Raw genomic sequence first — 26,056 nt, forward strand, 5'->3', positions numbered from 1 at the left:
TTTTAGTGATCGCACCTTTTTCGCCCAACCTCACAAAATCGCGTTGCTCCCCTCCTGGTTTAGTTTCAGACTAGCTTTGAAAAACATAGGATGACCTAACTTTAGCTTTTCCTGTAAAACATATAAAACAGTGAAAAAAGTATTTGTAGCGCCAATCTAGAAGCAACATTTCTGTAGATGAAGTTGAAAGTTAATTGATATTTTCATCATTAAACTATGCTTACTATGCGTAACTTAATACAAATTGTCAGTTTGACAGTTCTAGTGTTTACAAACCTACTTGTTCCTAGTCATCCAGTAGCAGCGCAGAAAGCTTGCGTTGTTACAGATAGTGGTGATGTTGTGTGTGGCAAACTTCAGCAGGATTCTAAAAATCCTAGCACTCAAAATAATCAAACTATAGAATTTGAAACTATCAACATCACTTTGCAAGGCTGTAAGCGCTCTACCTCTACTGTTAATTGTTACTTTCTGTTATCTCCTAAAAAAGATGGCACTGGATATTTTTACTGTGGGGGCAGTAAAATGTTTGACACATTTGCAAGAGAGTATTTTTGTCAGCAAGGCCAAATTGGCGAACAGAAAGGTTCTAATTCCCAGTACACAACAATGCTTAAAGGTATTCCGTTGACAGCAATAGCTACTTTTCGGGAAATACCCACGCAGGTGAAAGAGATTTCAGCGTTGCAAGTAGGGGTCAATTTAACAGATTACGGTACTCCTCCTTATCAATCTGCTGTATTTCGCAGCATACTTGTATCAGAGTGATTTAAGCTTAGGTTAAATTGAGGAACGAAACCCAACATTATTAACACCTTATTGGGTTTTGCTGTCGTTCAAGCCAACCTATCATTTTTAATTACATAGTGACGCAATCTTTTCTTTCTACTTAGACAACCGCCACAACTTGATTGTGTTGTCAGCACTCCCACTCGCCAGGGTTTTACCATCTGGGCTAAAAGCGATAGAATCAACTCGATCAGAATGACCCTCGATAGTTTTGATTTCCTTTGCCGTTATCACATTCCACAATTTGATCTTACCGTCATCACTTCCACTAACTAAGGTTTTGCCATCTGGGCTAAAAACGACAGAACTAACCTTAGAAGAATGCCCTTGAAGTGTGAGAGTTTCACTTCCTGTTGCTACATCCCACAGCTTGACTGTACCGTCATCACTTCCACTAGCCAGGACTTTGCCATCTGGTTTGAAAGTGACAGAATGAACTGAGAAAAAACTTCCCTGTAACGTAAGCTTTACTGTTCCTGTTGCTACATCCCACAGTTTGATTGTCTGGTTGTTACTCCCACTGGCAAGGATTTTACCATCTGGGCTGTAGGCTACAGAATCAATCCAGTCAGAATCAGCCTGGAGGAGAGTTCGTTTTACCGTTCCTGTTGCTACATTCCACAGTCTAATGCTCATGTCACGACTCCCACTAGCCAGAGTTTGACCATTTGGGCTGAAGCTAATAGAAGTAATCGGCAGAAAATGACCTCGCAGGGTATTCCACAAGACGAAATTAGTAGAAGCACTAGAGATTTTCCTTCCCTGCAACAAAGGTGTAGGAGATTTATTAATTGGTCTATCCTCAGTAGCAATCTGAGGGAGTGGGAATTGTCTAATTTGACTCGCAGGTTTATTTGCTTGTTCCTGCAACCTTTTTGCTGTTTGTGAGCCATTTCTCAAGTATATTTGTATCGGAATTCCTGCAAAATCTACTGCCTTAGTTCTACCATCCTGGCTTGATTGTCCATGTATTCCGACCAAACGCCCTTGCTCATTTAGAATTGGGCCGCCACTCATTCCTGGTTTAGTAGGAGTATTAAAAACTAACGAATACTCATTAACAGGCTTCGGAACAATTCTAATATTCATCTGCTGTATTAGTAAATACTCCCGTTCTATGCTGAATCGATCGGGATCAGCCCAACCAGAAACATAAACTGTTATACGTGCATTCAGGGGATCAAAATCTAAATCTGCTTTCCGGTAGTTTTGGGTACTAGTAAATTGCACTTCAGCTAAATCTAAATTACCCAAGTGTTTTATTATACTTCATTGACTTTGTATATGTTGCGATCGTAAGTCTGGATGGTGTAGTTCCCCGGTGGTTTAAATACATGCCAGTTTGTCAAAACAGTATAAGAATTTTCTTGACGGTCAATAATCACTCCAGAACCAGTGTTTGCTCCATCAATGCGAACTGTAACCTGGTAAGCATCCGGTTCTGTTAAAGCAACGACTTGCGGCTGCACAATGACAATTGTCGCACCAATGAATACCGCCAAAAGTCCACTAAAAAGCTTCATCTTCTCTTATTCTATGCAGCATCAGTATCATTCACTAAGCTTTCCTGTTTAGGAGCAGTGTTAGTACTAGAAGTTGAGCGATCGCATTTGTTATCATCTACCAGTTGCTTGACATCAAGATACAAATCACCTTGGTCGTAAGTAATAGCTTGACATCCACCCAAATTCACAGGTTTACCTGCAATACGGAAATCAAGTATCTGCTCTAAAACTATTGCTGTATCAGTTCCTGGTTTGAGGGTAACTAGTAAATCCTCTGATTTACAAGGTACGCCTTTGCGATTAGTAATGCATAAAACTGGATAGTTGTTGAAGTTATCTCTGGTAGTAATCAAAAGCAAACCATTATCGTAATAGCGTTGCAACTTCAGAGAAACAATCTGACAACGCTTTAAAGGTGGGAAATTTTTAAAATCTTTAACTACCCAACGGATGAATATCTCATTTCCTCGTGATGTGCGTACCTTGGTAACTGGTATACCATTTTCTTGTGTGCAGAAGAATTTGTTATTTCCAGCGTAAGTTGGCTGATTGCTTGTAGCAGTAACTGCCAAGGCTAAAGCGGAAATCACAGAAGCTGTTGCTACCCCTGGTAATACGCGAGCAAGTAACCTCAGTTGCATATATCTAAGTATTAATCTCTAAAAATACTTGACATTAATAGACCAAGCTACAACGTCAAATTATTGATTTTCGGAATTATGCTCAAATATATCAGTGAAAATTAGGTTTTTTGATAAAAAATTATCAAGATTAGTCGCTTTTGTGAAAATCTATCACAAGAATGCGATATTTTTTCTCAATATCTCAATAAGTATAAGTTTATACTTTTTATATTAAAGTATGGTAGAGGCGATCGCTTCAATCTAAACCCCAAGATCGATAAAGGCGATGTCTACGACGGGTTACGCCTACGCCTCATCCCGGAAAGAAGTGTGCGATCGCCTTTATAAAAACTTCAATATCGGAGCATAAATATCATCATGTCACAATTACCAGAATCTGCCCAGTCCAAGTTAGAACAGGAATAATTCTGGAATCACAATTAACCTGCTCTTACCATCCATACCAGAAAGCTCAGAATTAACTCGACAGGAGGAAGGGAATAATCCATTAAATCAATTGTTACCGTTTGTCCCTCTAACTTGAGAAATCGCCATTGCGTTCCACTAGTGACAGTACCGTAAACTGCTGTAAAAGATTGTTTTTTCGCTTCATTAAATCGTTGTGCAGCTACCATTTCGGCAATGCACTGTCCTAGTCCTGATTTTAAATCTGCTTTTTTCGCTTCAACAACCACAATTGCAGGTGCTTCCACCGTTAATTGTTCTGGCGAACGACAAAGCAGGAAATCACATACACCGTTGAGTCCAATACTTGCATCAACGTTAAACTCTTCCCCAGAAAATACGCTAATTGAGGAATTGAAAATGCGCCGTACTTCTAGAAGTAGAGGATTAGTAATTACCTCAGAACGTGCTTTTTCAGTATCAACTGCGATCGCCCACGGTAAATTTTCTAAAATAATTTGCAGTCTGGGACTTGAAGTAACTGGTTCAATCGAGTCTGGGAAAAAGCGAACTCCCTCTACAGTAGTTAAGTGAAAATCTTATTTCACTTTATCGATGGTGAATTGACTATAGGGCATAGTAATTCGTAATTAAGAAGAGAATCACTGCGTTTTATTGATTTTAGGGTGAGCATTTTACCCACCCTACCTTTTCAATTAACCTTTCAATGCCTCAGCAGTCTTCTCCTTATCCAACTTCAGAATCAACACTCCCAAAGGTGGTAAACACAAATCCAAGGAATAAGGACGACTGTGCAAAGACCAATCATCCGTCCACTTACCGCCTAAGTTGCCCATATTACTGCCGCCATACTGACGGGCATCGCTGTTGAACAACTCGGTATAAAATCCCTTTTCTGGGACACCGATACGGTAGTGTGAATGAGGTTGTGGTGTAAAATTGCAAACAACGATCGCAAAATCATCAGAATCGCGATCGCGTCTGATAAAGGAAACCACACTATGGCGGTTGTCGCTACAGTCAATCCACTCAAACCCTGGTTCAGCAAAATCCTGGGTATATAAAGTTGGTTCACTGCGGTAAAGATGGTTCAAATCCTGGAAAAATGTTTTCAACTGTTGGTGTGGCTCATATTGGAATAAGTGCCATTCCAAGTCAGACCAAACATTCCACTCACTCCACTGCCCAAATTCCATACTCATAAACATGGTTTTCTTGCCTGGGTGAGCAAACATGTAAGTAAACAAACAACGCACATTAGCTAACTTCTGCCATCTATCCCCCGGCATTTTGCCGATGATATTACTTTTGCCATGCACCACTTCATCGTGGGATAAGGCCAGCATGAAGTTCTCACTGTGGTTATACCACATACTAAAAGTAATGTTGTTTTGGTGGAATTGGCGGAACCACGGGTCCATGCTGAAATAGTCCAACATATCGTGCATCCAGCCCATATTCCACTTCAAGTTAAAGCCGAGTCCGCCTGTGTAGGTGGGCCAAGATACCATCGGCCAAGAAGTGGATTCTTCAGCAATTGAGAGAACCCCAGGAAAATAGCTGAATATGATGTGATTTACTTGGCGCAGAAAATCTGCTGCTTCTAAGTTTTCTCTGCCACCATACTGGTTGGGCAGCCATTCTCCTGGTTTGCGGCAATAGTCATTGTAGAGCATTGAAGCCACAGCATCGACACGAATTCCATCAATGTGGTACTTGTCAAACCAAAAGAGGGCATTTGCCATCAAAAAATTACTGACTTCGTGGCGACTATAGTTGAATACCAAAGTACCCCATTCTTTGTGTTCCCCTTTGCGGGGATCAGCGTGTTCGTACAAGTGGCTACCATCAAAGAATGCTAAACCATGACCATCTTTAGGGAAGTGACCAGGAACCCAATCCACAATTACGCCAATATCATTTTCGTGACATTTGTCAACAAAATACATGAAATCTTCAGGCGTACCAAAACGGGAGGTGGGGGCATAGTACCCAGTTACTTGATAACCCCAAGAACCATCAAAGGGATGCTCTGCAATGGGTAGCAGTTCTAGATGGGTATATCCCAATTCTTTGACGTAGGGAATGAGTCGGTCTGCCAGTTCCCGGTAAGTTAGGAAGCGTGCGCCTGGTTTCAGTTCCGAAACAATAACTACAGGTTCAGTTTCACCATTGGGCAGTTTAGCTGGTTCCGCACTAGAAGCATGTAACCAAGAGCCTAAATGCACTTCATAGACGGAAACTGGCTGAGTGAGGGGGTCAGTGTGACGCCGCTTTTCCATCCAGTCTTCGTCATTCCAACTGTAAGCATCTAAATCAGTAACAATAGACGCCGTTTTTGGGCGGGCTTCTTGCTGAAAACCGTAGGGATCGGATTTTTCGTAAATGTGGCCTTCAAAATTTTTGATTTCATATTTGTAATGCTCGCCCACTCCGATTTCCGGAATAAACAATTCCCAAACCCCAGTCGGGCCTTTACGCATCTGGTGTTTGCGCCCATCCCAGAGGTTAAAATCTCCCAAAAGTGAGACATTTCGGGCGTTGGGTGCCCAAACGGCAAAATAAACGCCCTTGACGCCATCTATTTGGGTGGGGTGCGCTCCCAGTTTCTCGTAAATTCGATGATGGTTGCCTTCACCAAACAAATGCAAGTCAAAGTCTGTCAAGTTGGGAGAACGGAAAGCGTAAGGGTCATAGGTGACACGCTCATGTTCTCCTTCTTTAATCCGTAGCTGGTAGTTTGCTAGTTCTGCGGTTTCAATGGTGCATTCAAAAAAGTGTGGATGATGTACTGCCTGCATTGGGTATTCTTTGCGTTGTTCGGGAAGAACTACCCATGCTGCACTTGCATTTGGTAAGTAGGCTCGCACAGCCCAGGCAGTTTTACCATCTTGTTCTATGGGATGGGAACCTAGTATTTCAAACGGATCGTGATGTTGATTCCAAACGATACGGTTAACCTGTTCAGGAGCGATCGTGGTCATGGACATGAAGCTACCTAAGTGTAATAACGTGATTGACTAAACGTACTTTTTTAATATCTATATATATTCTTTACATTTATTTGCAAATTTGTCGCCACCGTTATCCTACCTCAGAATGAGTCATCTGTTTTTGGGCATGGGGCGGAGGGGCAAAGGTGAGAATGACTAATGACTAATGACTAAAAATTTAAAAATGGGAAAAACTGAAGTAAGGTTTTTCGTATGCGAAGTAAAAAAATCTGGTCGCGAATTTTGGGGTCTAGTTTTGGGGGTGGTGTCTGTTGCAGCTGTGCTTCTAACTGGGCATATTCGGCAGCAGTCAGGAATCTGCCATCGATAGGCGATCGCGCTTCTATGATAATCTGTGTCCGTAATATCTCTTCTGGTGTATCCTCTGGTGGTGGTAATGCTATTACCGCCGATCCCCAATAACTACTTAAAACAATAATTGTTGTACTAATTACAAATAAAAGCAGTAATTTTACTATATTATTGACTTTAATTTTCATCATCCCCCCCACTGCATTCACAATGCAGCATGAAAATCTGTTTTTCCGATGCCCAATACCCAATACCCCATATCAATAAAAATCTGGCAACGTCAAGAGACATCACCAGGTCTTATTTTTTTGATACATGATAAATTATTTTGTCCTTCCTAAGCTCAGTACTTTAAGCTCTTCGACACCAGTGTCCTTTATTTACTGCCATAGTTAGCTGGTGCTTGAGCGGCTATTCAAAAATTCTCAAAAGCTTGGTTAATAGACTTTGGCATTTTAGCAATACTTAAGAAGCCTGAAATTCAGGCTTCTTAAATAGCTGTACCATAGACATCTTGCAAAAATAGTTTTGCAAGAGGGGGAAAACGGAAAAGGAGGGATCTTCCCTTTAACTTTTGCCCCTTGCCCTTTTCCCCACTTCTGCAAGAAGTCTCATGTCGTACTCCTACGGTGAAGCAAGCTAAGCGGAGCATCTCCGTCAGGAGAGGGGTACACAACTTGGGAATTTTGAATTTTGGGAGAAGTCGGAGATAAGGCTTGCTTAAATCTCAACTTCAGTGATTTTGTCTACTCTACAAATAAACAAGCTAGACCAGCGTTTCCACATAAGCTGTACAAAGCTCTCACACTACAACACACAGGTGTGGGTTTTTATGTGAACTTGATTCATTCAAGTCTATGTGGTGAGTAGCTTTTTCAATAAGCTATTCTCGGCTGATTTGAACTCAATTTTAGAGTGCCTTATTTAGGAGTAGCAGTCGGGGTAGCTGCGGGAGTAGCTGGTGTGGTAGCAGCAGGGGTAGAAGCTGGAGGTGCGTCTGTTGGTTCACCTGTAGCAGCTGGAGTACTAGTAGTACCACCACCACCTTCACCGCCACCTTCACAGGCTCCAAGAGTTGCAGCCAGACTTAATATTAGAGCCAAACCAAAGATTTTTGTTTTCATAACTCCTCTTTCACCAATTGTGGCTAGAAAAATTTTTCGCCTGTTGAATACGATACCGTATTTATCGCTTTTTTTTAAATGCTGTAAGATTACATACTTAAAAAAAACAACCTTTTGGGGTATTCTTTTTAAAATTAACTATCATACAGCCACTTGATTAGTTTCTCTTAACTCAGGAGCAAAATTCAAAGTATTAAATTTTTTTTGTCAATTGAGCTATCATAGCAAAAAATTTATCGTAAAAAATTTACAGAGAACTCTGAGCAGCGGTTCCCACCGCTCAGAAGTTCGGAGAGTCAGTCGTCAAAATCCAAAATCTATTGGAGTATGACTTAGTTCATGAATACAGAGGTTGAAAATCCCGTCCAAGTCTGCAATTGGTAAGTCGAGATTAAATACTAGTATTAAATAACACTGACATTGTTTGGGATCTCCCAACTTGTGAGCGGCGTAAGGTGCTCACAACTTTTGTGTGAATTATGGTCTGTTTTTTATTTTTTTGACAGAGTATTGCACCTTAGTGCTCCTCGTTGCCATACTTTAGGTGCGATATATGTAAACAGCAAGCTATCCAGCTTCTAATCGCTGATTGCAAACACTGTAATATCTAGAGGATACAAACATTGATATAGCTAGCTATTAGAAAAGTTAAAAGGGTGTAGTCTGTTATGTGTGTTTATTGCATAGAAGGGTATTTTAACCTCAGCAAAAACAGACAATCAATTGAAAGTACAGTATTTTTCATCTAAAAAAATTTTATGGTTGTTGGTCGTAAATCAGCTGTTTCTACAAAGGGTACTTCGTTTTGGCGAGATTCTATTCTTTCTTTGGGGAGGCGGCGACGTTCCGCGCGTCTGGAGTCAACAGCGCAGAGTGATTCTATACCCACTATCCAAGCTGCACCAGTATCCTCTACAAGACGAAAGCGTTCCTCAAAAAATTTATCGGTTTCTTCCACAAATGAGGCAGTTATGCCCAAATTGCCTAAAGAGTTAGGCAGACAACAACTGCCAAATCCCAATGACCAGTCGAATCAAACCAGCAAGAGTCCAGAGGTAGGTTTTTTTGGTCTTCCCACCATGTCTGGTTCTGGAGTAACACCATTATGGTTGCTGCGTTTATACACTTTTCATCGTTATTCGTCAGTTTTGGCGTTTTTATTAGTAGCTGCGACACTTGCGGTTTATGGCTGGACAGTATATTCTCAAGAGCTTTGGAGTCAGTCATATCGCAGACTGCAAAATCTCCAACGTCATGAGCGGCTATTGACGACAACTAACGCGACGCTGAGAAACAAAATGGCACAGGAAGCAGAACAGCCAACAACAGGGTTAGTATCGCCAACTCCTGAAGGAATGATTTTCTTACCTCCAGCATCTTCTCAGTCTGAACCAGACTCGTCTAATACAAAACCAAATCCCCAAACCCAACAAAAAACACTCTCGCCGCTGGGATATTAAGGGCATTGGGTGTTGGACATTGGGAGATGGCTTCGCCAAGGGTAAAGAGAAAAGCAATTAAACAAAGTTCTTCCCCTTTACCTTTAACTTTTACCCTTTTCCCTACCCGGAGGGTTTGGACTCATGGCTAATGACTAATGACTAATGACTAAGGACAAACCCAATGCAAAAGTCGCCAGGTAAAACAAAATTCGCAAAGTTTCGCACTCCAGCATTCACAAGGCGACAGAGGCGTTCTAAGCGAGGTTTGTTGGGAAAGATTGCGTCTAATATCCAGGAGCAAACATCCAACAGCAAGTCCCGACTGTTTATTGTGTGGGGTGTATTAATCGCAGCGGGGTTGGGATTGAGTATTAACTTGTATAACCTGCAAATTATCCGGGGGCCAAAGTTAACAGAGTACGCACGAAACCAGCAAATGGTAAATTTGCGACCCTTTATGCCTCGTCGTCCGGTGCTAGACCGGAATAATAATCTGTTGGCGATTGACCGTCCTGTGTATACATTGTACGCTCATCCTAAATTGTTTGATAAGTCTAATGAAGAGATAGCAGAGCAACTTTCCCCGATATTAGCCAAAGATGCTCCTGAATTGGTGAAGACTTTTGAAAGCAAAAAAAGTGGGATTGTACTTGCGCCAGCGATACCGGAAGAAATTATCGATCGCATCACCTCTTTGCGCTTAAATGGTTTAGAACTGATTCAAAAATACTCCCGATATTACCCTTCAGACGATTTGGCTGCTGATGTAGTGGGCTACGTGAATGTTGACCGTCGCGGTCAGGCGGGTGTGGAATACTCTCAAGAGAAGTTACTAGAACGTTCTGTGCAAACGGTACGCCTCAGTCGAGCAGGTAATGGCGCTTTAATGCCAAACTATGCCCCTGAAGGTTTTTTACATTTTGATGATTTGCGACTGCAACTGACTATTGATAGCCGTTTGCAACGAATTGCCCGCACTGCTTTGAAACAAAAGATGGATGAGTTTAAAGCTAAACGCGGCGCGGTAATTGTCATGGATGCACTTGATGGTTCTTTACTCGCCTTAGTTTCTCAGCCCACTTATAACCCTAATGAATACGCCAAAGCTAATATTTCACTGTTTAAAAACTGGACGGTGGCGGATCTTTATGAACCGGGATCGACCTTCAAGCCTTTAAATGTAGCGATCGCTCTGGAAAATGGTGTCATTAAACCAGATGATATCTTTAATGACTCCGGTTCTATTCGCGTAGCTAATTACACCATCAAAAATGCGATGAATAATGGTTATGGGCGGATTAGTATCGCTCAAATCCTGCAAAATTCTAGCAACATTGGCATGGTGCAAATTATCCAGCGATTAAAACCTGCAATTTACTACAACTGGCTGGAACGTTTGGGACTAGGGCAAAAAGTTGATACAGATTTACCTTTTGAAGTCGGTGGTCGGCTCAAAAGTCAAGAAGAATTTATCACTTCGCCAATTGAACCAGCTACTACTTCCTTTGGTCAAGGCTTTTCGATGACACCGATACAGCTGGTACAAATGCACGGCGCTTTAGCCAATGGCGGTAAATTAGTTACGCCCCATGTAGTTCGAGGTTTGATTGATACCAAAGGACAGATGCATGATTCACCATCTCGCACTATCCCACGCCAAATTTTCTCAGCCGCAACAGCCCAAAAGGTAGTAGAAATGATGGAAACTGTTGTGTCTGAAGGTACTGGTAAGGTGTCACAAATTCCCGGATATCGGATTGGTGGCAAAACTGGTACTGCCCAAAAAGCCAGTCCCAATGGTGGTTACATCAAGGGTGCGAGAATCACTAGCTTTGTAGCTATTTTACCAGTGGAATCTCCCCGCTATGTCGTCTTCGCATTGGTGGATGAACCAAAGGGAGAAAACGCCTACGGTTCTACCGTCGCCGCCCCAATTGTGAAGTCGGTGATTGAAGCCCTGATTCCTTTGGAAGAGATTCCGCCAAGCAAGGCGATGCAATGACGGGGTGTGGGGAGTGCCGGGAGTGTAGGGAGAAATTCAGGACTTACGCACTGAAGCTTGAAACCCTGATCCCCCCTAACCCCCCTTGAAAAGGGGGGAATGTCTAAAGCCCCCTTTTTAAGGGGGTTGGGGGATGTGAGTGCGTAAGTCCTGAAATTATAAAAAAGCTTCCCAACCTTCCCACACCTGCCACACCTCCCAATGCCCAATACCTTTCTAGGCTTAATCTTTCTTTATAACCAGGGAAAGAGGTACAGAACACTACTCGTGTGGGAACTTAAATATTAGAGGTGAAACTGATTTCTCACTTTTCTAAGGCTACAGAAGATTCCATGCAAAGCAATATAGTTATGTTCCCTAAGCCTAAGGCTGGGAAAAAGAGTACGCAAACACAAGAAACAACAGTTATCAAGTACGACAGTGCTGAGCAGCAATTTCTAGAACTGCTAGCAATGGAAGATTTGGACAATCAACTGGATATAAAACCTGGAAAAGCGAGTGAGTTTCAACAGACGCTTTCTATGGCAATTAGCGCTGCCTATGGAAACGATCGCTCTGATGAACAAGCTCACTTGTTTTTACAACGGATACTTTATCGAATTAATCGGCTAAATTTGTTTTGGTATGATGATTTGCATAATTATACCAATGAGCGATCGCTTTATTTGTACTCATGTCGCGACCAAATTGAAGCTGCTTGGCAAAAGTGGGAACTCGCACAATTCGATCTGGCTGCACTGCAACAATTGGATGCTAAACAAGCTTTAATTGAGCGTACATCGGCTGATTTAAATCCGCCATTATCGCCAAATAGTCGCTATATCCGTGAGGAATTGACTGAAAGTGGCTATCGTCACTTGCTAGCGATCGGCTCGTTTGATGGCTTGGTTGAAGCTAGTAATCTTTCCCGCGTTTTGGGTGGTGCTGCCAATGATGTGCAATGTACCCTGGTGCGGGTGTTACTAGAGGAATACGGCAACGGTCGCTTAGCTCGCAAGCACTCAACATTTTTTGCCGAAATGTTAGCTGAGTTTGGGATGAAAACTCAACCAGAGGCGTATTTCAATTTAGTACCTTGGGAAGTGCTGGCTTCTACCAATCATAATTTTCTGATGACCGAGCGCAAACGTTATTTCTTGCGCTACAGCGGTGGTTTAACCTATTTTGAAGTGGCTGGCCCTGCGGTTTACAAAAACTATCTTGTGACAGCACAACGACTGGGACTCTCAGAAGTAGCAGTCGGTTATTGGGAATTGCACATCAGAGAAGATGAACGCCACGGTCGTTGGATGTTAGATGATGTAGCTTTGTCTTTGGCAGAACTATATCCTAATGATGCATGGGAACTATTGCTGGGGTACGACCAACAAAAACTCATGAGCGATCGCGCCGCTGGTGCTGTTGTGCGATCAATACGCCAAGCAGAACAAACTGCTTGACTCATGTAAGAATTCCCAAAAATTAGAAATCGAACAAGAATTCAGAATCAATTAGTGGGGGATTAACGGCCACCACTAATTGTAGACCACTAAATTTTCAGTTTGGTGTGGTGTTTCATTGTTTATTCATTCCCCAGCCACACAGAATACAAACAAGAGAATTTTGGCTGCTTACTACTGAATTCTGTTTTGTTAAAAATAGCAGATTGTTTTGAGAATTTTAATTTGGCATTGTCAGCCATTTTATTACTCATTTGCCTGCTAATTAATTTCCTTGGCAAATAGTTTTTTGCTAGAGGGACAGATATTTATTGCCTTTATACCAGGTAGTAAATAATTTTTTGTTGAATCAATCATACCTTATTCTTGAGTTACAGTCAAATGAAAGACATCTTTTTTTGTCCTGAAGAATCTAATTTCTACTCTAACTGCTTAGAAAACCTTGTAATCAGAAATTGTCGAGATTACGAATCCATTGTTGAGTTTGGTTCTGGAGATGGCAGCCCTGTAATTAATTCTTTGTTGAGAAATAAGTTTGATGGTGTAATTCAGGGATTTGAATTAAATACTTCTGCATGGAAAGCTGCAAATTTAATCATTGATGAATACAACCTCACTGATAAATATATAATCCATAATTCATGTTTGTTTGACTCTTCTCAACATGATGCAGGGTATCTTATAGCTAATCCGCCATATCTACCAGCACCAGATAATGATATATATATGCCACTTTTATTTGGAGGTGTAGATGGAGCTACAATTACTAACGAGCTTTTGACCTTAGGTTATGAAAATGTGTTGGTTTTAGTATCTAGCTTTTCTAATCCAACAAGTACGCTAGACGTAGCAAAACAAAATGGTTATTCTGTGGAAAATTTTATGATTTTACCTTTGCAGTTTGGCTATTATAGCTCTGAACCAAAGGTTAAAAAACACATAGAAAAATTACAGAAAAACAAAATGGCATTTTATTCTGGCGATTATTACTTTCTAGCTGGTGTTTTATTTAAAAAACGCCAAGATACTGAAATTGATTTATCTGATGAATTAGCCCAGGTAATGACTAGTTTATGAAATATATATAGGAATATTATGTAACTTTTGAAGTTACTTGTTTTTCGGCGATAGTTAATAGGGAATAAACAATAATTAATTGCCTATTCCCTATTGCCTGTCTACACATATAAGTTCCTGTGCTAATTATTGCTGAGGCTTTTGTTGTTGCAGTAGCGATGTCTACGACGGGCTACCCACGCAATCTTTCTAGTTCTTGCTCTGCATGTAGTATTCCCTCGCTTGGCTTTGAACCAGATGTAGATTAGCTTTATACTGCTTGAGCTATTCTGGCTTTTTGTGCCAATGTCCATCATCGCCTTTTTCGTAATCGCGTTTCACTGCACTCCAAGCAACACGAAAAGCACGTTCTTCTTCACCATACTGTTCTTGAGCACTGTTAAAAGCAGCCCGAAAAATTTCTTGGGCGTGGTTGGGTAAGTTATCTTTTACTGAATCTGGTAAATCTTCAATTTGTTGATAAGGCATAAATCATACTAATTATGAATTAAGTTCAGCACTTTATCGGTGAATAAAGGTAAAGTGTAGTGGTGTGACAAGCCTAAATTAATGCAATAGAAAAATTTATTGATTTTCATGAAATTTCAATAACTGAAAAATTTCTGAAGCACTATTTTAATATTGTCACACCAGTAAGCGATCGCTAATAAATAAATTCTCAAAAGAAGTACAAATTAATCAGTCCTTCTAAAGACGTGATGGTGTCAAAAAACTAAGTTTTTGAGCTTTAAAACTCGACACACTATCCCAATAATTCACTTGGCTAATATTCACCTTGAGCAAAGCAATATTCGGTTCATCTAGTCCTTTAGGAAACCAAGTTTGAAGTTCTGGTTTCCATAGTTCTCTCATCTTGTTGCGGTCTTTTACAAGTTGCGAGCTACCTGAAATAGACACGAACCGCTGCTGTTCCGGTGACACAAAACTGACATTGACCTGCGGATAATGTTCAACCTCAGTTACCTTATGAGAATCTGCATAGGTAAAAAACCAAAGTGTAGCATCAGAATTAATCTCACCACTCTTGGACATAGGATAACTATGCAGACTTCCATCGTTATCGACTGTGGTAAACATACCATAATCAATATCTTTGATTAGTTCATGCAACTTTTGAATTTGTTGTTCGCGGTCTGTAGAAGTTGTCATTGGGTGTACTTGTTTTTGGTTTTACTTTCTGGAGTGTAATTTTTGATTACAACCAGGTTGACTTTACATATGTAAAAGTTGTAAAAGTCATCTTTGATTATCAACATTTTTAAGTTTAATTACGTGAGTCCACAGATTGAATTATATTCTTAATAATATTTTAGAGTTCTATCTATAGAAATATTGATTTAGAATGATGTTGAGCTACAAGCTGGTAATTATTTAGCTCTATATCTAGACGATTTTTACAATAACGACGTGATTTGTAAGCTTATTTCTTTAGATATAAATTTTAGAATCTTGACACTCAATTCCACTTCTTTCTGTAACTTTAGACTGATGAAGGCAGCTATTAATTTAACTACGCTTGAATTCTGAGATCTATCTTTAAGTCTACGTTATAAGCTTATATAGGAATCCGATTTGATTTTTGAAGTTATTAAGGTGGTGCGCGAAGGGTGATAGGTAAGAAGTAGGGAGTGGGGAATCAGTCTTTTGGAGTTGAGGGCGGGCTTTTTCACCTAATTAAATAGGAAATTTGTATGTGGGTGTCTCTTACAAAAGTACTTTTTACAAGGTATCTGTTAATAGGCTGATTTTTGCTGGAGGAAATTTTTAGATGATACCGATATCCGATTTGCAAGAAGTTAATGTTTCTGAGATTGTGGAAAGTCTCACTGGGATAATTATTGCCCCCATAATTCTTCCTATTGCAGCAGCAATCAAACAACCTGTAGTCAAAACGGCTATTAAAGAGGGGATTACTTTGTCGGAAAGATGTAAAGAAGCAGTTGCAGAAGTAGTAGAAGTTTGTGAAAATATAGCAACAGAAATCAATGCTGAACTCATTCATGAAAAACAAGAAGAATTTAATTCTAGAACCTTTGAAACTTATTTGAAGAGTAGCAAATCTGAGGTTGCTACGGATTTAATCAATGTATTATCCGATCTGAATGCTGATGTCGGACAGATAAGTCAGGGCGTTGTGGATTTGCGGTTGCTAGTACCTACTGGATTAGCAGCACTCGCCATTTACCAATTAATTAACCAAGGGTTAGAACTAGAAAAAATTCCCTGGTATATATTCGCTTGGTATGCCTTTGAAGTATTTACCAAATTTAATAATACAGGTGATTTACAACTATCAAATTCCCAAACAAAATGATGAGCTAATGTTTGGGGCATCATATTTTTTGAGGGGCATTAGTAGGAGTAATAATTGCTGTGATTCAAGCAATACACATAAATATCAAAGGGAGAGCTAGATTCAAAATAAATGAACTTTATCGTTCGGTAGAATTAAAAGAATATTTGGAGCGATCGCTTTCTAAAGAAGCAGCGATAACTTATGTTTATGCTAACCCACTAACCAGCAATATTTTAGTCAATTTTAGCAGAGATATCAGTCACAATCAAATTAGTAATTTAATTGAAAAAATATTATTAAATTATCCCAAACAAAGTAAAGAATCTCAAATAAATAAAAAAACAATTACTAATCTCCAAGAACAAAAATCAGAAAGCTGGCATTTAATGGCAGCAAATAACGTCGTAAATGCATTAAATACCTCAAAATCATCAGGATTATCTAGTAAATCTGCCGCGGAAAATCTTAATAAATATGGCGCAAATGTTTTAGACCAAGCAGCAACCCGTTCTGATTGGAACATCTTAATTGATCAATTCAAATCTCTCCCAGTGGCTTTATTAGGTGTTGCCGCAGGGGTTTCTGTTCTCACCGGTGGAGTAATTGATGCTGTAGTGATTATGGGTGTTGTTGGTTTAAATGCAGCCATTGGTTATGTCACAGAAAGCCAATCAGAAAGAATTATTCATTCCCTCAAAAATCAAGAACAAACATCAACTCCAGTCATTAGAGAAGGGAAACAAATAGAAATTCCTACAGAAGATGTTGTTTTAGGAGATATTTTATTTCTCAAACCTGGTGGTTATGTAGCGGCAGATGCGCGACTCATTGAAGCAGATAATCTCAGTATTGATGAGTCTGCTTTGACAGGAGAAAGTATTCCCATTACTAAAATTACTGCATCTTTAAGTGATGAGAATATTCCATTAGGCGATCGCCTGAATATGATTTACAAAGGCACTTTTGTTACTGGTGGTCAAGGACTCGCTGCGGTTGTCTCCACAGGCAAATTTACTGAAATGGGTAAAATCCAACAAATGGTTGGTGAAGCAACAGCAATCCAGACTCCCCTAGCAAAACAACTAGATGAAGTTGGTAGTCAACTAGTTTTAATTGGCATGGGAATTTGCGGTCTAGTCTTTGGTATGGGAGTATTACGAGGATATGGTTTAGTACAAATGCTCAAATCATCCATATCCTTAGCGGTAGCTGCCGTTCCTGAGGGTTTACCCACCATTGCGACTACAACCTTAGCCTTAGGCATCCGAGATATGAGGAAAAATAACGTCCTCGTTCGCAGTTTGAGTGCCGTAGAAGCATTAGGTTCCGTACAGACAATTTGTATGGATAAAACCGGGACACTGACAGAAAATAAAATGTCTGTGGTGGAGATATATGCAAACAGCAGACACATTACTGTATCGGATGGAGAATTTATTACTGGCGAAGAGAAAATTAATCCCTATACCTGCGATGAACTGCTAAAGCTGATTCATGTCTCAGTTCTCTGCAATGAAACACAAATCAGTCTACAGGAGGATGGCGAGTATATAGTTACAGGTTCGGCAACAGAAAACGCCTTGATTTACATGGCAATTAGCGCTGGGGTAGATGCGATCGCACTCAGAGAAAAATATCTTTTATTGCAAACAAACTTGCGATCGGAAAATCGTAACATCATGAGTACAATTCATCAAACTCCTGATGGCAATCAATTAATTGCTGTTAAAGGCAGCCCTGCCGAAGTTGTGCAGATATGCCAAAAGTGGGTAAAAAATGGACAAATAGTACCTTTAAGCGAAGAAGACAGACAGGCGATGGAAATCGAAAATGATCGCATGGCAGGAAAAGCGCTGCGGGTGTTGGGTGTAGCTTATGGGCATATCGATGAGACGAAAAACGAAAAAAATTATGAATCAGACTTAATTTGGCTAGGTCTTGTAGGCATGGCTGACCCCATTAGAAAGGGTGCCAAAGAATTGATTGGTGATTTTCACCAAGCAGGTATTGATACAGTGATGATTACTGGGGATCAAAGCCCAACTGCTTATGCGATCGCCAAAGAATTAGAATTGAATCGAGATCCCCAACTAGAAATTCTCGATTCTACAAACCTGAATAACCTTACACCAGAGGCATTGACAGCACTTAGCGACAAAGTAGATGTTTTTGCCCGCATCAGTCCCAGCAATAAACTGCAAATCGTCCAAGCATTGCAACTAGCCGGAAAAGTTGTCGCCATGACCGGCGACGGTATTAACGATGCACCAGCATTGAAAGCCGCCCAAGTTGGTGTAGCGATGGGTAAAGGCGGAACCGATGTCGCGCGTGAAGTTGCAGATATTGTTCTGGAAGACGACAGACTAGAAACCATGATCGTTGCCGTTAGTCGGGGACGGACAATTTACAACAACATCAGAAAATCCGTGCATTTCCTCTTAGCCACAAACCTCAGCGAAATCATGGTGATGACCACCGCTACCGCATTGGGTATCGGCGAACCCTTGAATGCTATCCAACTTCTGTGGTTGAATTTGGTAACAGACATTTTCCCCGGACTGTCCTTAGCTTTGGAAGCACCAGAACCAGAAGTGTTGAGTCAGTCACCCCGCAACCCCGACGAACCAATTATTAAAAACACCGATTTTGCCAAAATTGCCTTTGAGTCAGCAACACTATCCGTTAGTACCTTAGCAGCCTACAGTTACGCCATCTTCAGATATGGCATTAGTCCCCAAGCAAGCACCATTGCCTTCATGAGTCTGACTAGCGGACAACTGCTGCATACAATTAGCTGTCGTTCAGAAAAACATAGCATATTTAATCAAGAAAAACTGCCGAATAATCCCTACTTAAATGCCGCCATTATCGGCTCATTTGCCATACAAATTTTAGCGATAATTATTCCATCATTAAGGAGCCTTTTGAAAATTACCCCACTTAACGTTGTGGACATTGCCGTGATTGGAAGTAGTGCTTTACTGCCATTATTAATCAATGAATTAACCAAAAATTATACCCTTCCAAAAAATGATATTCCAGCAATCCAACTGACAAATACCCTTCAATTATCTCTGCCATCCCAAACACAATAACTCTCTAAAACTCTTATTCCTTGGCGCTCTTTGCGTCCTTGGCGGTTCGTTTTTTTTCAAACTTTTAAATAATACCAAAAGCCAAAATCCCCTAAGCCTTTCATAGAAGTCTCATAACAAAGGTAAATATTTATGAAAAAAGACTTCATGTTTACATCAGAGTCAGTAACCGAAGGACATCCTGATAAACTTTGCGATCAGATTAGCGATGCGATCGTCGATCGCTTTTTACAACAAGACCCATATTCGAGAGTAATTACAGAATGTGCAGTATCTACAGGCATCATTTTTCTCGCTGCCAGATTTGAACCCAACACTAACGTAGATTTTACCAACATAGCCAGACAAGTAATCGAACAAGTAGGCTATGAACATAAAGAATTTAATGGTAAAACTTGCAGCATTTTAACTAGTCTCAGAGAATTACCCTTTGATCGACACCGTTTATTTGATGAAAACAGTTTAACTGACGCCGAAATAGAAAAAATCACCGTTAATAATCAAGTAACAGTTTTTGGATTCGCCTGCAATCAAACATCGAGTTTCATGCCATTACCAATATGGCTAGCACATAAACTTGCTAGACAAATTAGTGAAGTCAGACGCCAACAAATACTTCCATACCTGACTCCTGACGGGAAAACTCAGGTAGGAGTTGAATATAAAAATCGCCGCCCGTATAGAATTCATAGCATTACAGTTATTGCCAGTCAAAATAAAGCATCAAAACCTGAATTTCAACAATTACAGGATGATATTCGAGAGACAATAATTTCTCCTGTATTTCAAAACGAAGAGATTAAACCGGATGCACAGACAAGAATATTTATTAACCCAGACGGGCCATTTATTCGCGGAGGTCCTGCGGCTCATTCTGGGTTAACCGGCAGAAAAAATGCCATAGATACATACGGTGAATATTCCAAACATAGTGGTTCAGCTTTAAGCGGTAAAGATCCAATTAGAATCGACAGAATAGGAGCATATATCGCTCGTTATGCAGCGAAAAATATCGTAGCTGCAAAACTAGCAGATGAGTGTGAACTACAGCTAAGTTATTCCATAGGACTTTCCAGACCTGTGAGTGTCCAAGTCGAAACTTTTGGTACAGGTAAAATTGCAGATGAAGAAATCACGATTCTTTTAGAAAAACATTTTGATTTTAGGCTTGCAGGAATTATCAAACAATTTAATTTAAGGCATTTACCTTCATTGCATAAAGGTAGTTTCTATAGGAAACTTGCTGCTTATGGCCATGTAGGAAGGATGGATATAGAACTTCCTTGGGAAAAATTAGATAAAGTTGATGTTTTTGAAAAACAAATTATCATCTGATTTGAGAATGGCGTACGTATAGCCCGCCATAGGCATCGTACCCTAAAATTTAAAGTTAACCATAAACTGTATAAAATAGTAGTTAATACACATATACTACATGGAAAATAGTGGGTAGGGAATGACTGTAATATTCCTTTTTTCTTTTAACGGTATCCCATTTATATAAATTTTTCTAGAATTATCTATACTGTTAATCTTTTGATTACTATTATTATTGTTCTTGTCTTCATCTACAGGCGGGTTTTTGGGTTTTTTCATACCTTCAGTAACATTGATTAGATAAATATAGGGATAACCCTCATGAGTTTGGCAATTCCCTCCTAATACAGTCTCTGCTTGAGCCATAGTTAATTCTTGCACAAATAATTCTACCTCCATCGCTTCCAAGTCTGAATCTATTATCTTAGGCATTGCCTGAATCTCCTATATGACCAATGCTTATCTCTTCATTTATAAAAGGATTTGATAATTCTTCAATTCAGCTGGAGTTCTAAATTCAAATATTCACTTTCTTACTTTCGATAGATGTACTAACCTCCAATCATCAAAATACACCTTGAAATATAATCACCTCAAAGCAAGTCCTCTAACCATTTATCAGTAATAAAATGCCCCACCATCGATGAAAACTCCCAGGGCTTTCATGTCCAAAGATATAACAGTGTGCAAAAAATATCCTTGATGTAGTGAAGCATTTTGCCATAGAGCCGATATAGCTCAATACTCAGAAATTAAGGCTTTTAACGATTATCCTATTTAGGTTTATTCATTTGCTAATTTTTTGTACTTAATACGGTTACAGGTAAAAAAATCAACCATTTTCAGCCCTTGTTTTCGTTTTCGATCATATCTCAATTCAATGCTTAGTAGAGTTTAATTTTTAACCACCAATATCAGGTTGCAAGTCTTGTTCTAATTGTAATGCCTCATTTAATATTGCATTTGTAAAGCTTATACTTTTCAAGTAACTATAGTAAGCTGCTACTGGCACTGTCAATACATCACTCCAGGCTTGTTCTGCTTTATAAAAATCTTGAATCTTTGGGTTGTTTGCAGAGTATAAGCTCTCATCCGTGAATTTTAAGTGCTGGATTTCCGTGATTGCTGGCAGTTGAGAAACCAACCCATGATGATAGTCTCTGACTGTTAGCAAATAGTCATAAATCTGGCGAGAGAGTCGTTTGCCAACTGGCTGTATTAAGTTACAAGCCAGCGCAGGAATAATATGCCAAGTCTCTGCCAATAAATCTTGATCTAACCCTGATATTTTGGCGGGAATTAGCAAATCTATATTACTAACGAAATCTGTTTCTATTGATAGTAACATCACATAAACAATCAAGCATTGCTCCTCTATCTCTTCAGATAGTTCAAGTTCTTTAACAATCATTACATAGCGCGGTGGTGAGTTGCCTGCCAAAAAATTCCGTGCTAAAGAAGAGTACAAAGTCTGTTGCTCTTGGCTTACAAAATTTAGAGGACTTTGTACTAAGTAATTCACTTTCCAAATTTCTCCAGGTTGTGGCGTTGAGATATTACACATCTCCTGATTAAAAAAAATAAATTTACCCAAATTTACACGCATATTTTTTACTTTAATACAATGATGATCCACGAAGAAAGATTCAAGGCACTATAGTATTCAATCCATATCTATTTAATGGATGAATACTTTAAAGTCTGAAAATTTTTTATACTTTTGATAATCAGTCTATAAGGCAAAACTTTATTAGCTTACCACTGCTTTGTTGAGCGATGATATGATATCTTATGGTGGCGATTTTTTTGCAGTTTATCCTTCATATCTTTAATTTCTAATAGTCCTAATAACTCAGCAATACGCCTTAAAAGTTCTTGCCATCGCTTGGAGACTTCACCCTGGCTAATTCTTAATTCACCAGCAATTTGAGTTTGTGTTTTACCATCAACTTTCCCTTGCCATAATTTAAGATAATTTAGGTGTGGATAGCATTTATCAACTTGGTGAATAGACTCTAGTGCTTTTATAATTAAATCTGCACGCTCTATTGCATCCAATGTGCTAAATTCATCAGGAATTGTGTCTAATAGAGACATATCTGTTCCTGGGACTTTATCATCTAAACTCTGGTACTTCCGCAGACTTTCTTTACGAACAGAATCAATAATTGCACATCTAGCTACAGCAACAGCCCAGTAATAAAATTCTTCTACACTCCCTTGCCGAAACTTTCCGGCTTGAAAAGCCAGGAAAACTTTTAAATGGGCAATCTGAAAAGCATCTTCCCAAGATAAACCTGTTCCTCTAGTGTATTTGCGGGCAATCTTTTCTAATCTCTGGCGATAGTCCAATCTGAGCATAATTTCTTGATAAAAAGACAATTGTTTTTGTTCTAATAGCATAAGTTATTAAGCAAAATTAATTTTCTAATCAAATGCGTTTACACGTTGAAAACAGACTAGCTCTATGGCGAGATATTTATGTATTCTGTGTTATCTACTATGTTTTCAATCTTGATTACTTGGGTTTTATAGAAATGATTAGGTAAATTTCTACTAAAGCAACTTACCTTTCTAAAATAAATTTAAGGTAAAAAAACAAAATAATAATCTTATTAAACAAGCAAAATAGACAATAATACAGGTATTATTGGTTATATCTTTTCAATTAAGACATAAAAAAATGATAAAAATTTCTATTAATTAGAATGAAATATTTTGAAAATGTGGTTACAGCTAAGTTATTGGCAACCTTATCAGTAATTATTTAAGCTCTAAACAATATTTATAAGACAATATTTAAGGAATTTAGTCTATGATATTTCAATCTAGAAAATATTTGTATAAATCTATACTTACTGCAATTAATTGAATATATTTTAGATAAAAACTACTGCCGTTGACATAAATTTTTGAGACAAAAAAGAATTTATGTCTTATAAATATCCCCAAACGATCGTTTCAAAGATGGGGTTTTACCTATAATAGTCAGTGATAAAAGTTGACTAATGCTATAAACTAAAAGCCAACTCTACTAACTTTAGAGGAACTAAGTTCGTGACAAAAATAGTAATTTACACCTTACACCCTAATTTCATAAAAAAATTTATACACAATCTAACTACAGAAGAAGTAAAAACTATATTGGCAGGTGCTTATCCCTATGGGCTTGAAATAATGAACACTGCTGATAGGACGTATATCAATGCTACTGACACTAGTCTTAGGTTTGATGGTAGAGGTCTAAATTCAATCAATTCTCATGATAATAATATAAATGCAAGAACCAGTTCAAGGTCAATATACAATTGATTTGTTTCTTAGTTATTGTAATTCTGGCAGTAATCGTGCAGAAATTTACGTACTGATTATTTGATTTTACCTCAAATGATATAGCAATACTAAGTCAATCTTGAGAAAATCATGAGACAAAAAATACCTGTTTATAAGCTTTTTAGACATTTTATTTCTCACAATTAACTTAGGATTGCTATAGTCAGGGAAAACAGTTCAATAATGCAATAGATTAAAAGTAAATTCTACTAACTTTAGCGAAACTAACATCATGAAAAAAATAGTAATTTCCACCTTAGATTCTAATTCCATAGAAACATTTATTCACAATCTAATTACAGAGTAAGCAGAAAGTATACTGGCAGGTGGTTATCCCTATGGGTTTCGCATAATGAACACTACTGATAGAACGTATATCAATGCTGTTGACAGTAGTGTTAGATATGACGGTGGAGGCCCCGGTTCAATCAATTATCATGATAATAATATAAATACAATAACCAGTTCAAGGTCAATATACAATAGATTTGTTTATTAGTTATTGATAATTGTTGCAACCCTGGCACAATAAATTGGGAGCATCTCACTTTTGTAAAAACACGTTTGCCCTAGCGAATGGAATTCACGGCTATACAGGCAAAAGCTACCGATCCTGGGTTTCAAATTCTTAGAGTCCGCGTAGGCGGACTTCGTTTGTGTAGCTGCGATTTCTAATCGCCTGGTATATTTGCAAAGGTGAGATGCTCCCCAATAAATTATTGGTATTGCCTCGGATTTATTAATTGTAATAAATCCGTTTTTTGTGTTTACTTGGTAAATTTATACACGAGTGTATAAATTTTTTTGCTGGATATTGAAGTATTTATTTTATAACCTGTAAATTGGGTTATTAACAAAAAACCCCAGCGAATTGCTGAGGCTTGAAAAAGCAAGTATTTAGGAGTCAATCACGGCATAAACAGATACTAAAAAATCTGAGGTCAGGCTCTGAGTAATCAAAACTAAATCTATCTATGAATATTAATGATGTCTCTTTCTTCCGTTCTTACTTTCTTTAACGAATATCCAATGCAAAATATTCCTAAACTAGCAACAAAAATTTGGATAAATCTGTAACTCAATCTGGATAAGAGTTTGAGAGATTATCTAAATCTCTTTGCGTAAAGTTTTATCAACTTGAGGTAGAGTCACCAAAACACCACATAACGGCTAAACCCCTTTTTGTGCAGAGGCTTTTAAGAGGTAAATGACCAGGTTCGCCGAGCTTACGCTAACTTAGCGATCTGATTTTGGAATATTTTGCATTGAGTATTCGTTTAAGTAAATAGGAACAGTTCACAAATAGACAAGGAAGTTTGACTATCAGCAAACAATTTACTTGGATATTTACCTTGATGTAAGCTGTGACCGAAAATAATGTGCGTACCTTTTCACCGTGAAAAAGTACCACTTTACCTTGACCCTGATACTCTTAATTACACAATATGCTGCAAATTCTCGATCTCGAAAAAAATAAACTGTTCAGCGAAATTTCCAGTGAAGAATCTGCTAGCGTTAGTGGCGGTGGACTTGAATCATTTGGTCTGGCAAGTATCCTTGCAATAGCGACTGGCATTTTTACAGACCCAGTTGTACAAGCCATGCTATTATTTACCGCAATTAACCCCTCTCTCGAATAAGCTTGTTTGCATAAGTTGAGGAAAATAACGCGCCCTTATTCGGTTCCAAGAAGTTGGATCGGATACCCACCGCTTAAAAGTGAGTCAAGGTGCGCGTTATTAAACCTTTTATAATCATAGAGATTTGCCTGCTTAAATGTTTACTCTCCCTACTCTTCTACAAAAAATCAACTTTTTCGACAATTTTTAAGAGAGAGGAGAGTAAATAATTACTAAGTTTTTACTTCGATATTTACCTTAATACAATGTGTGGCTGGAAACAATGTGCATAGCGAAAAGCTATGAAAAAAGTGCCACTTCACTCTTGATTTTGATGTCGTTAATTACACAATATGCTGCAAATTATTGATCTCGAAAATAACGAACTCTTTAGTGAAATCTCAAGTGAAGAATCTGCTACTGTTAGTGGTTGTGAGATTGCCCCCTATGCCTTCGGAGCAGCCGCACTAACCGCCGGGCTTTTTGCTGGGTTACTTGCATTTGGAGTTAGCTCTCTGATGTCAGAGTTGGGGAACCCAACCACTGGAAATCTTTCGGAGCTTTAATCTTCAGATTTTGGCTATAAATTTTAGTTAGTATTAAAAAATAAAGGTTTAAAGCTTGATTAAACCAAACATTTTTAAGAAATTGATCGGATACTCAC

21 protein-coding genes and 1 pseudogene are annotated in these 26,056 nt (G+C 38.9%); 10 read left to right on the forward strand and 12 right to left on the reverse strand.

Annotated elements, in window-relative coordinates:
• The first annotated feature begins 225 nt into the window (after positions 1-225).
• Positions 226-768, forward strand: a complete 543-nt coding sequence (locus tag ACM0OY_RS30430) for a hypothetical protein (RefSeq protein WP_414572498.1) — start codon at positions 226-228, stop codon at positions 766-768.
• A gap of 117 nt (positions 769-885) precedes the next feature.
• Here ACM0OY_RS30430 and ACM0OY_RS30435 read toward each other — a convergent pair whose 3' ends face one another.
• From ACM0OY_RS30435 to ACM0OY_RS30465, 7 genes and pseudogenes are all read right to left on the reverse strand, one after another.
• A complete protein-coding gene (locus tag ACM0OY_RS30435) occupies positions 886-2,043 on the reverse strand; it encodes a trypsin-like peptidase domain-containing protein (RefSeq protein WP_414572499.1) in 1,158 nt (385 codons plus the stop codon).
• A gap of 8 nt (positions 2,044-2,051) precedes the next feature.
• Positions 2,052-2,312: a hypothetical protein gene (locus ACM0OY_RS30440; RefSeq protein WP_414572500.1), complete on the reverse strand. Its 261-nt coding sequence runs from the start codon at positions 2,310-2,312 to the stop codon at positions 2,052-2,054.
• Between the two features lie 11 nt (positions 2,313-2,323).
• On the reverse strand, positions 2,324-2,935 hold the full coding sequence (locus ACM0OY_RS30445) for a COP23 domain-containing protein (protein WP_414572501.1): 612 nt from the start codon (positions 2,933-2,935) through the stop codon (positions 2,324-2,326).
• Positions 2,936-3,357: 422 nt separating this feature from the next.
• Positions 3,358-3,960, reverse strand: a pseudogene (locus ACM0OY_RS30450) (hypothetical protein).
• Positions 3,961-4,038: 78 nt separating this feature from the next.
• Positions 4,039-6,333, reverse strand: a complete 2,295-nt coding sequence (glgB, locus tag ACM0OY_RS30455; protein WP_414572502.1) for a 1,4-alpha-glucan branching enzyme — start codon at positions 6,331-6,333, stop codon at positions 4,039-4,041.
• 173 nt (positions 6,334-6,506) lie between these two features.
• On the reverse strand, positions 6,507-6,836 hold the full coding sequence (locus ACM0OY_RS30460; protein WP_414572526.1) for a hypothetical protein: 330 nt from the start codon (positions 6,834-6,836) through the stop codon (positions 6,507-6,509).
• Positions 6,837-7,568: 732 nt separating this feature from the next.
• Positions 7,569-7,772, reverse strand: a complete 204-nt coding sequence (locus tag ACM0OY_RS30465) for a hypothetical protein (protein WP_414572503.1) — start codon at positions 7,770-7,772, stop codon at positions 7,569-7,571.
• Between the two features lie 758 nt (positions 7,773-8,530).
• On the opposite strand from ACM0OY_RS30465, the gene ACM0OY_RS30470 reads away from it, so the two are divergent.
• The 4 genes from ACM0OY_RS30470 to ACM0OY_RS30485 all read left to right on the forward strand — a co-directional run bounded on the left by ACM0OY_RS30470 (position 8,531) and on the right by ACM0OY_RS30485 (position 13,732).
• Complete coding sequence (locus tag ACM0OY_RS30470) at positions 8,531-9,232, forward strand: hypothetical protein (RefSeq protein ID WP_414572504.1); 702 nt, start codon at positions 8,531-8,533, stop codon at positions 9,230-9,232.
• Between the two features lie 163 nt (positions 9,233-9,395).
• On the forward strand, positions 9,396-11,216 hold the full coding sequence (locus ACM0OY_RS30475) for a peptidoglycan D,D-transpeptidase FtsI family protein (RefSeq protein WP_414572505.1): 1,821 nt from the start codon (positions 9,396-9,398) through the stop codon (positions 11,214-11,216).
• A gap of 332 nt (positions 11,217-11,548) precedes the next feature.
• Positions 11,549-12,655, forward strand: coding sequence for an iron-containing redox enzyme family protein (locus ACM0OY_RS30480; protein ID WP_414572527.1), 1,107 nt, complete (start codon positions 11,549-11,551; stop codon positions 12,653-12,655).
• Positions 12,656-13,036: 381 nt separating this feature from the next.
• On the forward strand, positions 13,037-13,732 hold the full coding sequence (locus ACM0OY_RS30485) for an SAM-dependent methyltransferase (RefSeq protein WP_414572506.1): 696 nt from the start codon (positions 13,037-13,039) through the stop codon (positions 13,730-13,732).
• Positions 13,733-13,996: 264 nt separating this feature from the next.
• On the opposite strand, the gene ACM0OY_RS30490 is transcribed toward ACM0OY_RS30485, so the two are convergent.
• Positions 13,997-14,200, reverse strand: a complete 204-nt coding sequence (locus tag ACM0OY_RS30490; RefSeq protein WP_414572507.1) for a ChaB family protein — start codon at positions 14,198-14,200, stop codon at positions 13,997-13,999.
• Between the two features lie 219 nt (positions 14,201-14,419).
• A complete protein-coding gene (locus tag ACM0OY_RS30495; protein WP_414572508.1) occupies positions 14,420-14,881 on the reverse strand; it encodes a pyridoxamine 5'-phosphate oxidase family protein in 462 nt (153 codons plus the stop codon).
• 619 nt (positions 14,882-15,500) lie between these two features.
• Between ACM0OY_RS30495 and ACM0OY_RS30500 the strand changes: the two genes are divergently transcribed.
• From ACM0OY_RS30500 to metK, 3 genes are all read left to right on the forward strand, one after another.
• Complete coding sequence (locus ACM0OY_RS30500) at positions 15,501-16,046, forward strand: DUF5132 domain-containing protein (protein ID WP_414572509.1); 546 nt, start codon at positions 15,501-15,503, stop codon at positions 16,044-16,046.
• 59 nt (positions 16,047-16,105) lie between these two features.
• The gene (locus ACM0OY_RS30505; RefSeq protein WP_414572510.1) at positions 16,106-19,123 is read left to right on the forward strand and encodes an HAD-IC family P-type ATPase; all 3,018 of its coding nucleotides are present in this window, start codon (positions 16,106-16,108) and stop codon (positions 19,121-19,123) included.
• A gap of 132 nt (positions 19,124-19,255) precedes the next feature.
• Positions 19,256-20,458 carry a methionine adenosyltransferase gene (gene metK / locus ACM0OY_RS30510; protein WP_414572511.1) on the forward strand — a complete coding sequence of 401 codons (1,203 nt, stop codon included), beginning with the start codon at positions 19,256-19,258 and terminating at the stop codon, positions 20,456-20,458.
• Between the two features lie 96 nt (positions 20,459-20,554).
• On the opposite strand, the gene ACM0OY_RS30515 is transcribed toward metK, so the two are convergent.
• The 3 genes from ACM0OY_RS30515 to ACM0OY_RS30525 form a co-directional block, all read right to left on the reverse strand.
• Positions 20,555-20,872: a hypothetical protein gene (locus ACM0OY_RS30515; protein WP_414572512.1), complete on the reverse strand. Its 318-nt coding sequence runs from the start codon at positions 20,870-20,872 to the stop codon at positions 20,555-20,557.
• A gap of 469 nt (positions 20,873-21,341) precedes the next feature.
• Positions 21,342-22,046 (reverse strand): hypothetical protein, encoded by a 705-nt coding sequence (locus ACM0OY_RS30520; RefSeq protein WP_414572513.1) that lies wholly within the window; start codon positions 22,044-22,046, stop codon positions 21,342-21,344.
• A 149-nt stretch (positions 22,047-22,195) separates the two neighbouring features.
• Positions 22,196-22,843, reverse strand: a complete 648-nt coding sequence (locus ACM0OY_RS30525) for a sigma-70 family RNA polymerase sigma factor (protein WP_414572514.1) — start codon at positions 22,841-22,843, stop codon at positions 22,196-22,198.
• Positions 22,844-25,218: 2,375 nt separating this feature from the next.
• On the opposite strand from ACM0OY_RS30525, the gene ACM0OY_RS30530 reads away from it, so the two are divergent.
• Positions 25,219-25,413 carry a hypothetical protein gene (locus ACM0OY_RS30530; RefSeq protein WP_414572515.1) on the forward strand — a complete coding sequence of 65 codons (195 nt, stop codon included), beginning with the start codon at positions 25,219-25,221 and terminating at the stop codon, positions 25,411-25,413.
• A 332-nt stretch (positions 25,414-25,745) separates the two neighbouring features.
• The gene (locus ACM0OY_RS30535; protein ID WP_414572516.1) at positions 25,746-25,958 is read left to right on the forward strand and encodes a hypothetical protein; all 213 of its coding nucleotides are present in this window, start codon (positions 25,746-25,748) and stop codon (positions 25,956-25,958) included.
• The last annotated feature ends 98 nt before the right edge of the window (positions 25,959-26,056 follow it).

Origin of the sequence: Nostoc sp. CCY 9925 (assembly GCF_963920935.1) — a bacterium.
Lineage (GTDB): Bacteria > Cyanobacteriota > Cyanobacteriia > Cyanobacteriales > Nostocaceae > Nostoc.

What these genes read in the sequence shown, in the direction of transcription:
- glgB (WP_414572502.1), bottom strand. Translation starts at nt 6,333, where the DNA reads ATGTCCATGACCACGATCGCTCCTGAACAGGTTAACCGTATCGTTTGG.
- ACM0OY_RS30430 (WP_414572498.1), top strand. Translation starts at nt 226, where the DNA reads ATGCGTAACTTAATACAAATTGTCAGTTTGACAGTTCTAGTGTTTACA.
- ACM0OY_RS30470 (WP_414572504.1), top strand. Translation starts at nt 8,531, where the DNA reads ATGGTTGTTGGTCGTAAATCAGCTGTTTCTACAAAGGGTACTTCGTTT.
- ACM0OY_RS30445 (WP_414572501.1), bottom strand. Translation starts at nt 2,935, where the DNA reads ATGCAACTGAGGTTACTTGCTCGCGTATTACCAGGGGTAGCAACAGCT.
- ACM0OY_RS30525 (WP_414572514.1), bottom strand. Translation starts at nt 22,843, where the DNA reads ATGCTATTAGAACAAAAACAATTGTCTTTTTATCAAGAAATTATGCTC.
- ACM0OY_RS30535 (WP_414572516.1), top strand. Translation starts at nt 25,746, where the DNA reads ATGCTGCAAATTATTGATCTCGAAAATAACGAACTCTTTAGTGAAATC.
- ACM0OY_RS30495 (WP_414572508.1), bottom strand. Translation starts at nt 14,881, where the DNA reads ATGACAACTTCTACAGACCGCGAACAACAAATTCAAAAGTTGCATGAA.
- ACM0OY_RS30485 (WP_414572506.1), top strand. Translation starts at nt 13,037, where the DNA reads ATGAAAGACATCTTTTTTTGTCCTGAAGAATCTAATTTCTACTCTAAC.
- ACM0OY_RS30515 (WP_414572512.1), bottom strand. Translation starts at nt 20,872, where the DNA reads ATGCCTAAGATAATAGATTCAGACTTGGAAGCGATGGAGGTAGAATTA.
- ACM0OY_RS30490 (WP_414572507.1), bottom strand. Translation starts at nt 14,200, where the DNA reads ATGCCTTATCAACAAATTGAAGATTTACCAGATTCAGTAAAAGATAAC.
- ACM0OY_RS30460 (WP_414572526.1), bottom strand. Translation starts at nt 6,836, where the DNA reads ATGAAAATTAAAGTCAATAATATAGTAAAATTACTGCTTTTATTTGTA.
- ACM0OY_RS30530 (WP_414572515.1), top strand. Translation starts at nt 25,219, where the DNA reads ATGCTGCAAATTCTCGATCTCGAAAAAAATAAACTGTTCAGCGAAATT.
- ACM0OY_RS30500 (WP_414572509.1), top strand. Translation starts at nt 15,501, where the DNA reads ATGATACCGATATCCGATTTGCAAGAAGTTAATGTTTCTGAGATTGTG.
- metK (WP_414572511.1), top strand. Translation starts at nt 19,256, where the DNA reads ATGAAAAAAGACTTCATGTTTACATCAGAGTCAGTAACCGAAGGACAT.
- ACM0OY_RS30440 (WP_414572500.1), bottom strand. Translation starts at nt 2,312, where the DNA reads ATGAAGCTTTTTAGTGGACTTTTGGCGGTATTCATTGGTGCGACAATT.
- ACM0OY_RS30480 (WP_414572527.1), top strand. Translation starts at nt 11,549, where the DNA reads ATGCAAAGCAATATAGTTATGTTCCCTAAGCCTAAGGCTGGGAAAAAG.
- ACM0OY_RS30520 (WP_414572513.1), bottom strand. Translation starts at nt 22,046, where the DNA reads ATGCGTGTAAATTTGGGTAAATTTATTTTTTTTAATCAGGAGATGTGT.
- ACM0OY_RS30475 (WP_414572505.1), top strand. Translation starts at nt 9,396, where the DNA reads ATGCAAAAGTCGCCAGGTAAAACAAAATTCGCAAAGTTTCGCACTCCA.
- ACM0OY_RS30465 (WP_414572503.1), bottom strand. Translation starts at nt 7,772, where the DNA reads ATGAAAACAAAAATCTTTGGTTTGGCTCTAATATTAAGTCTGGCTGCA.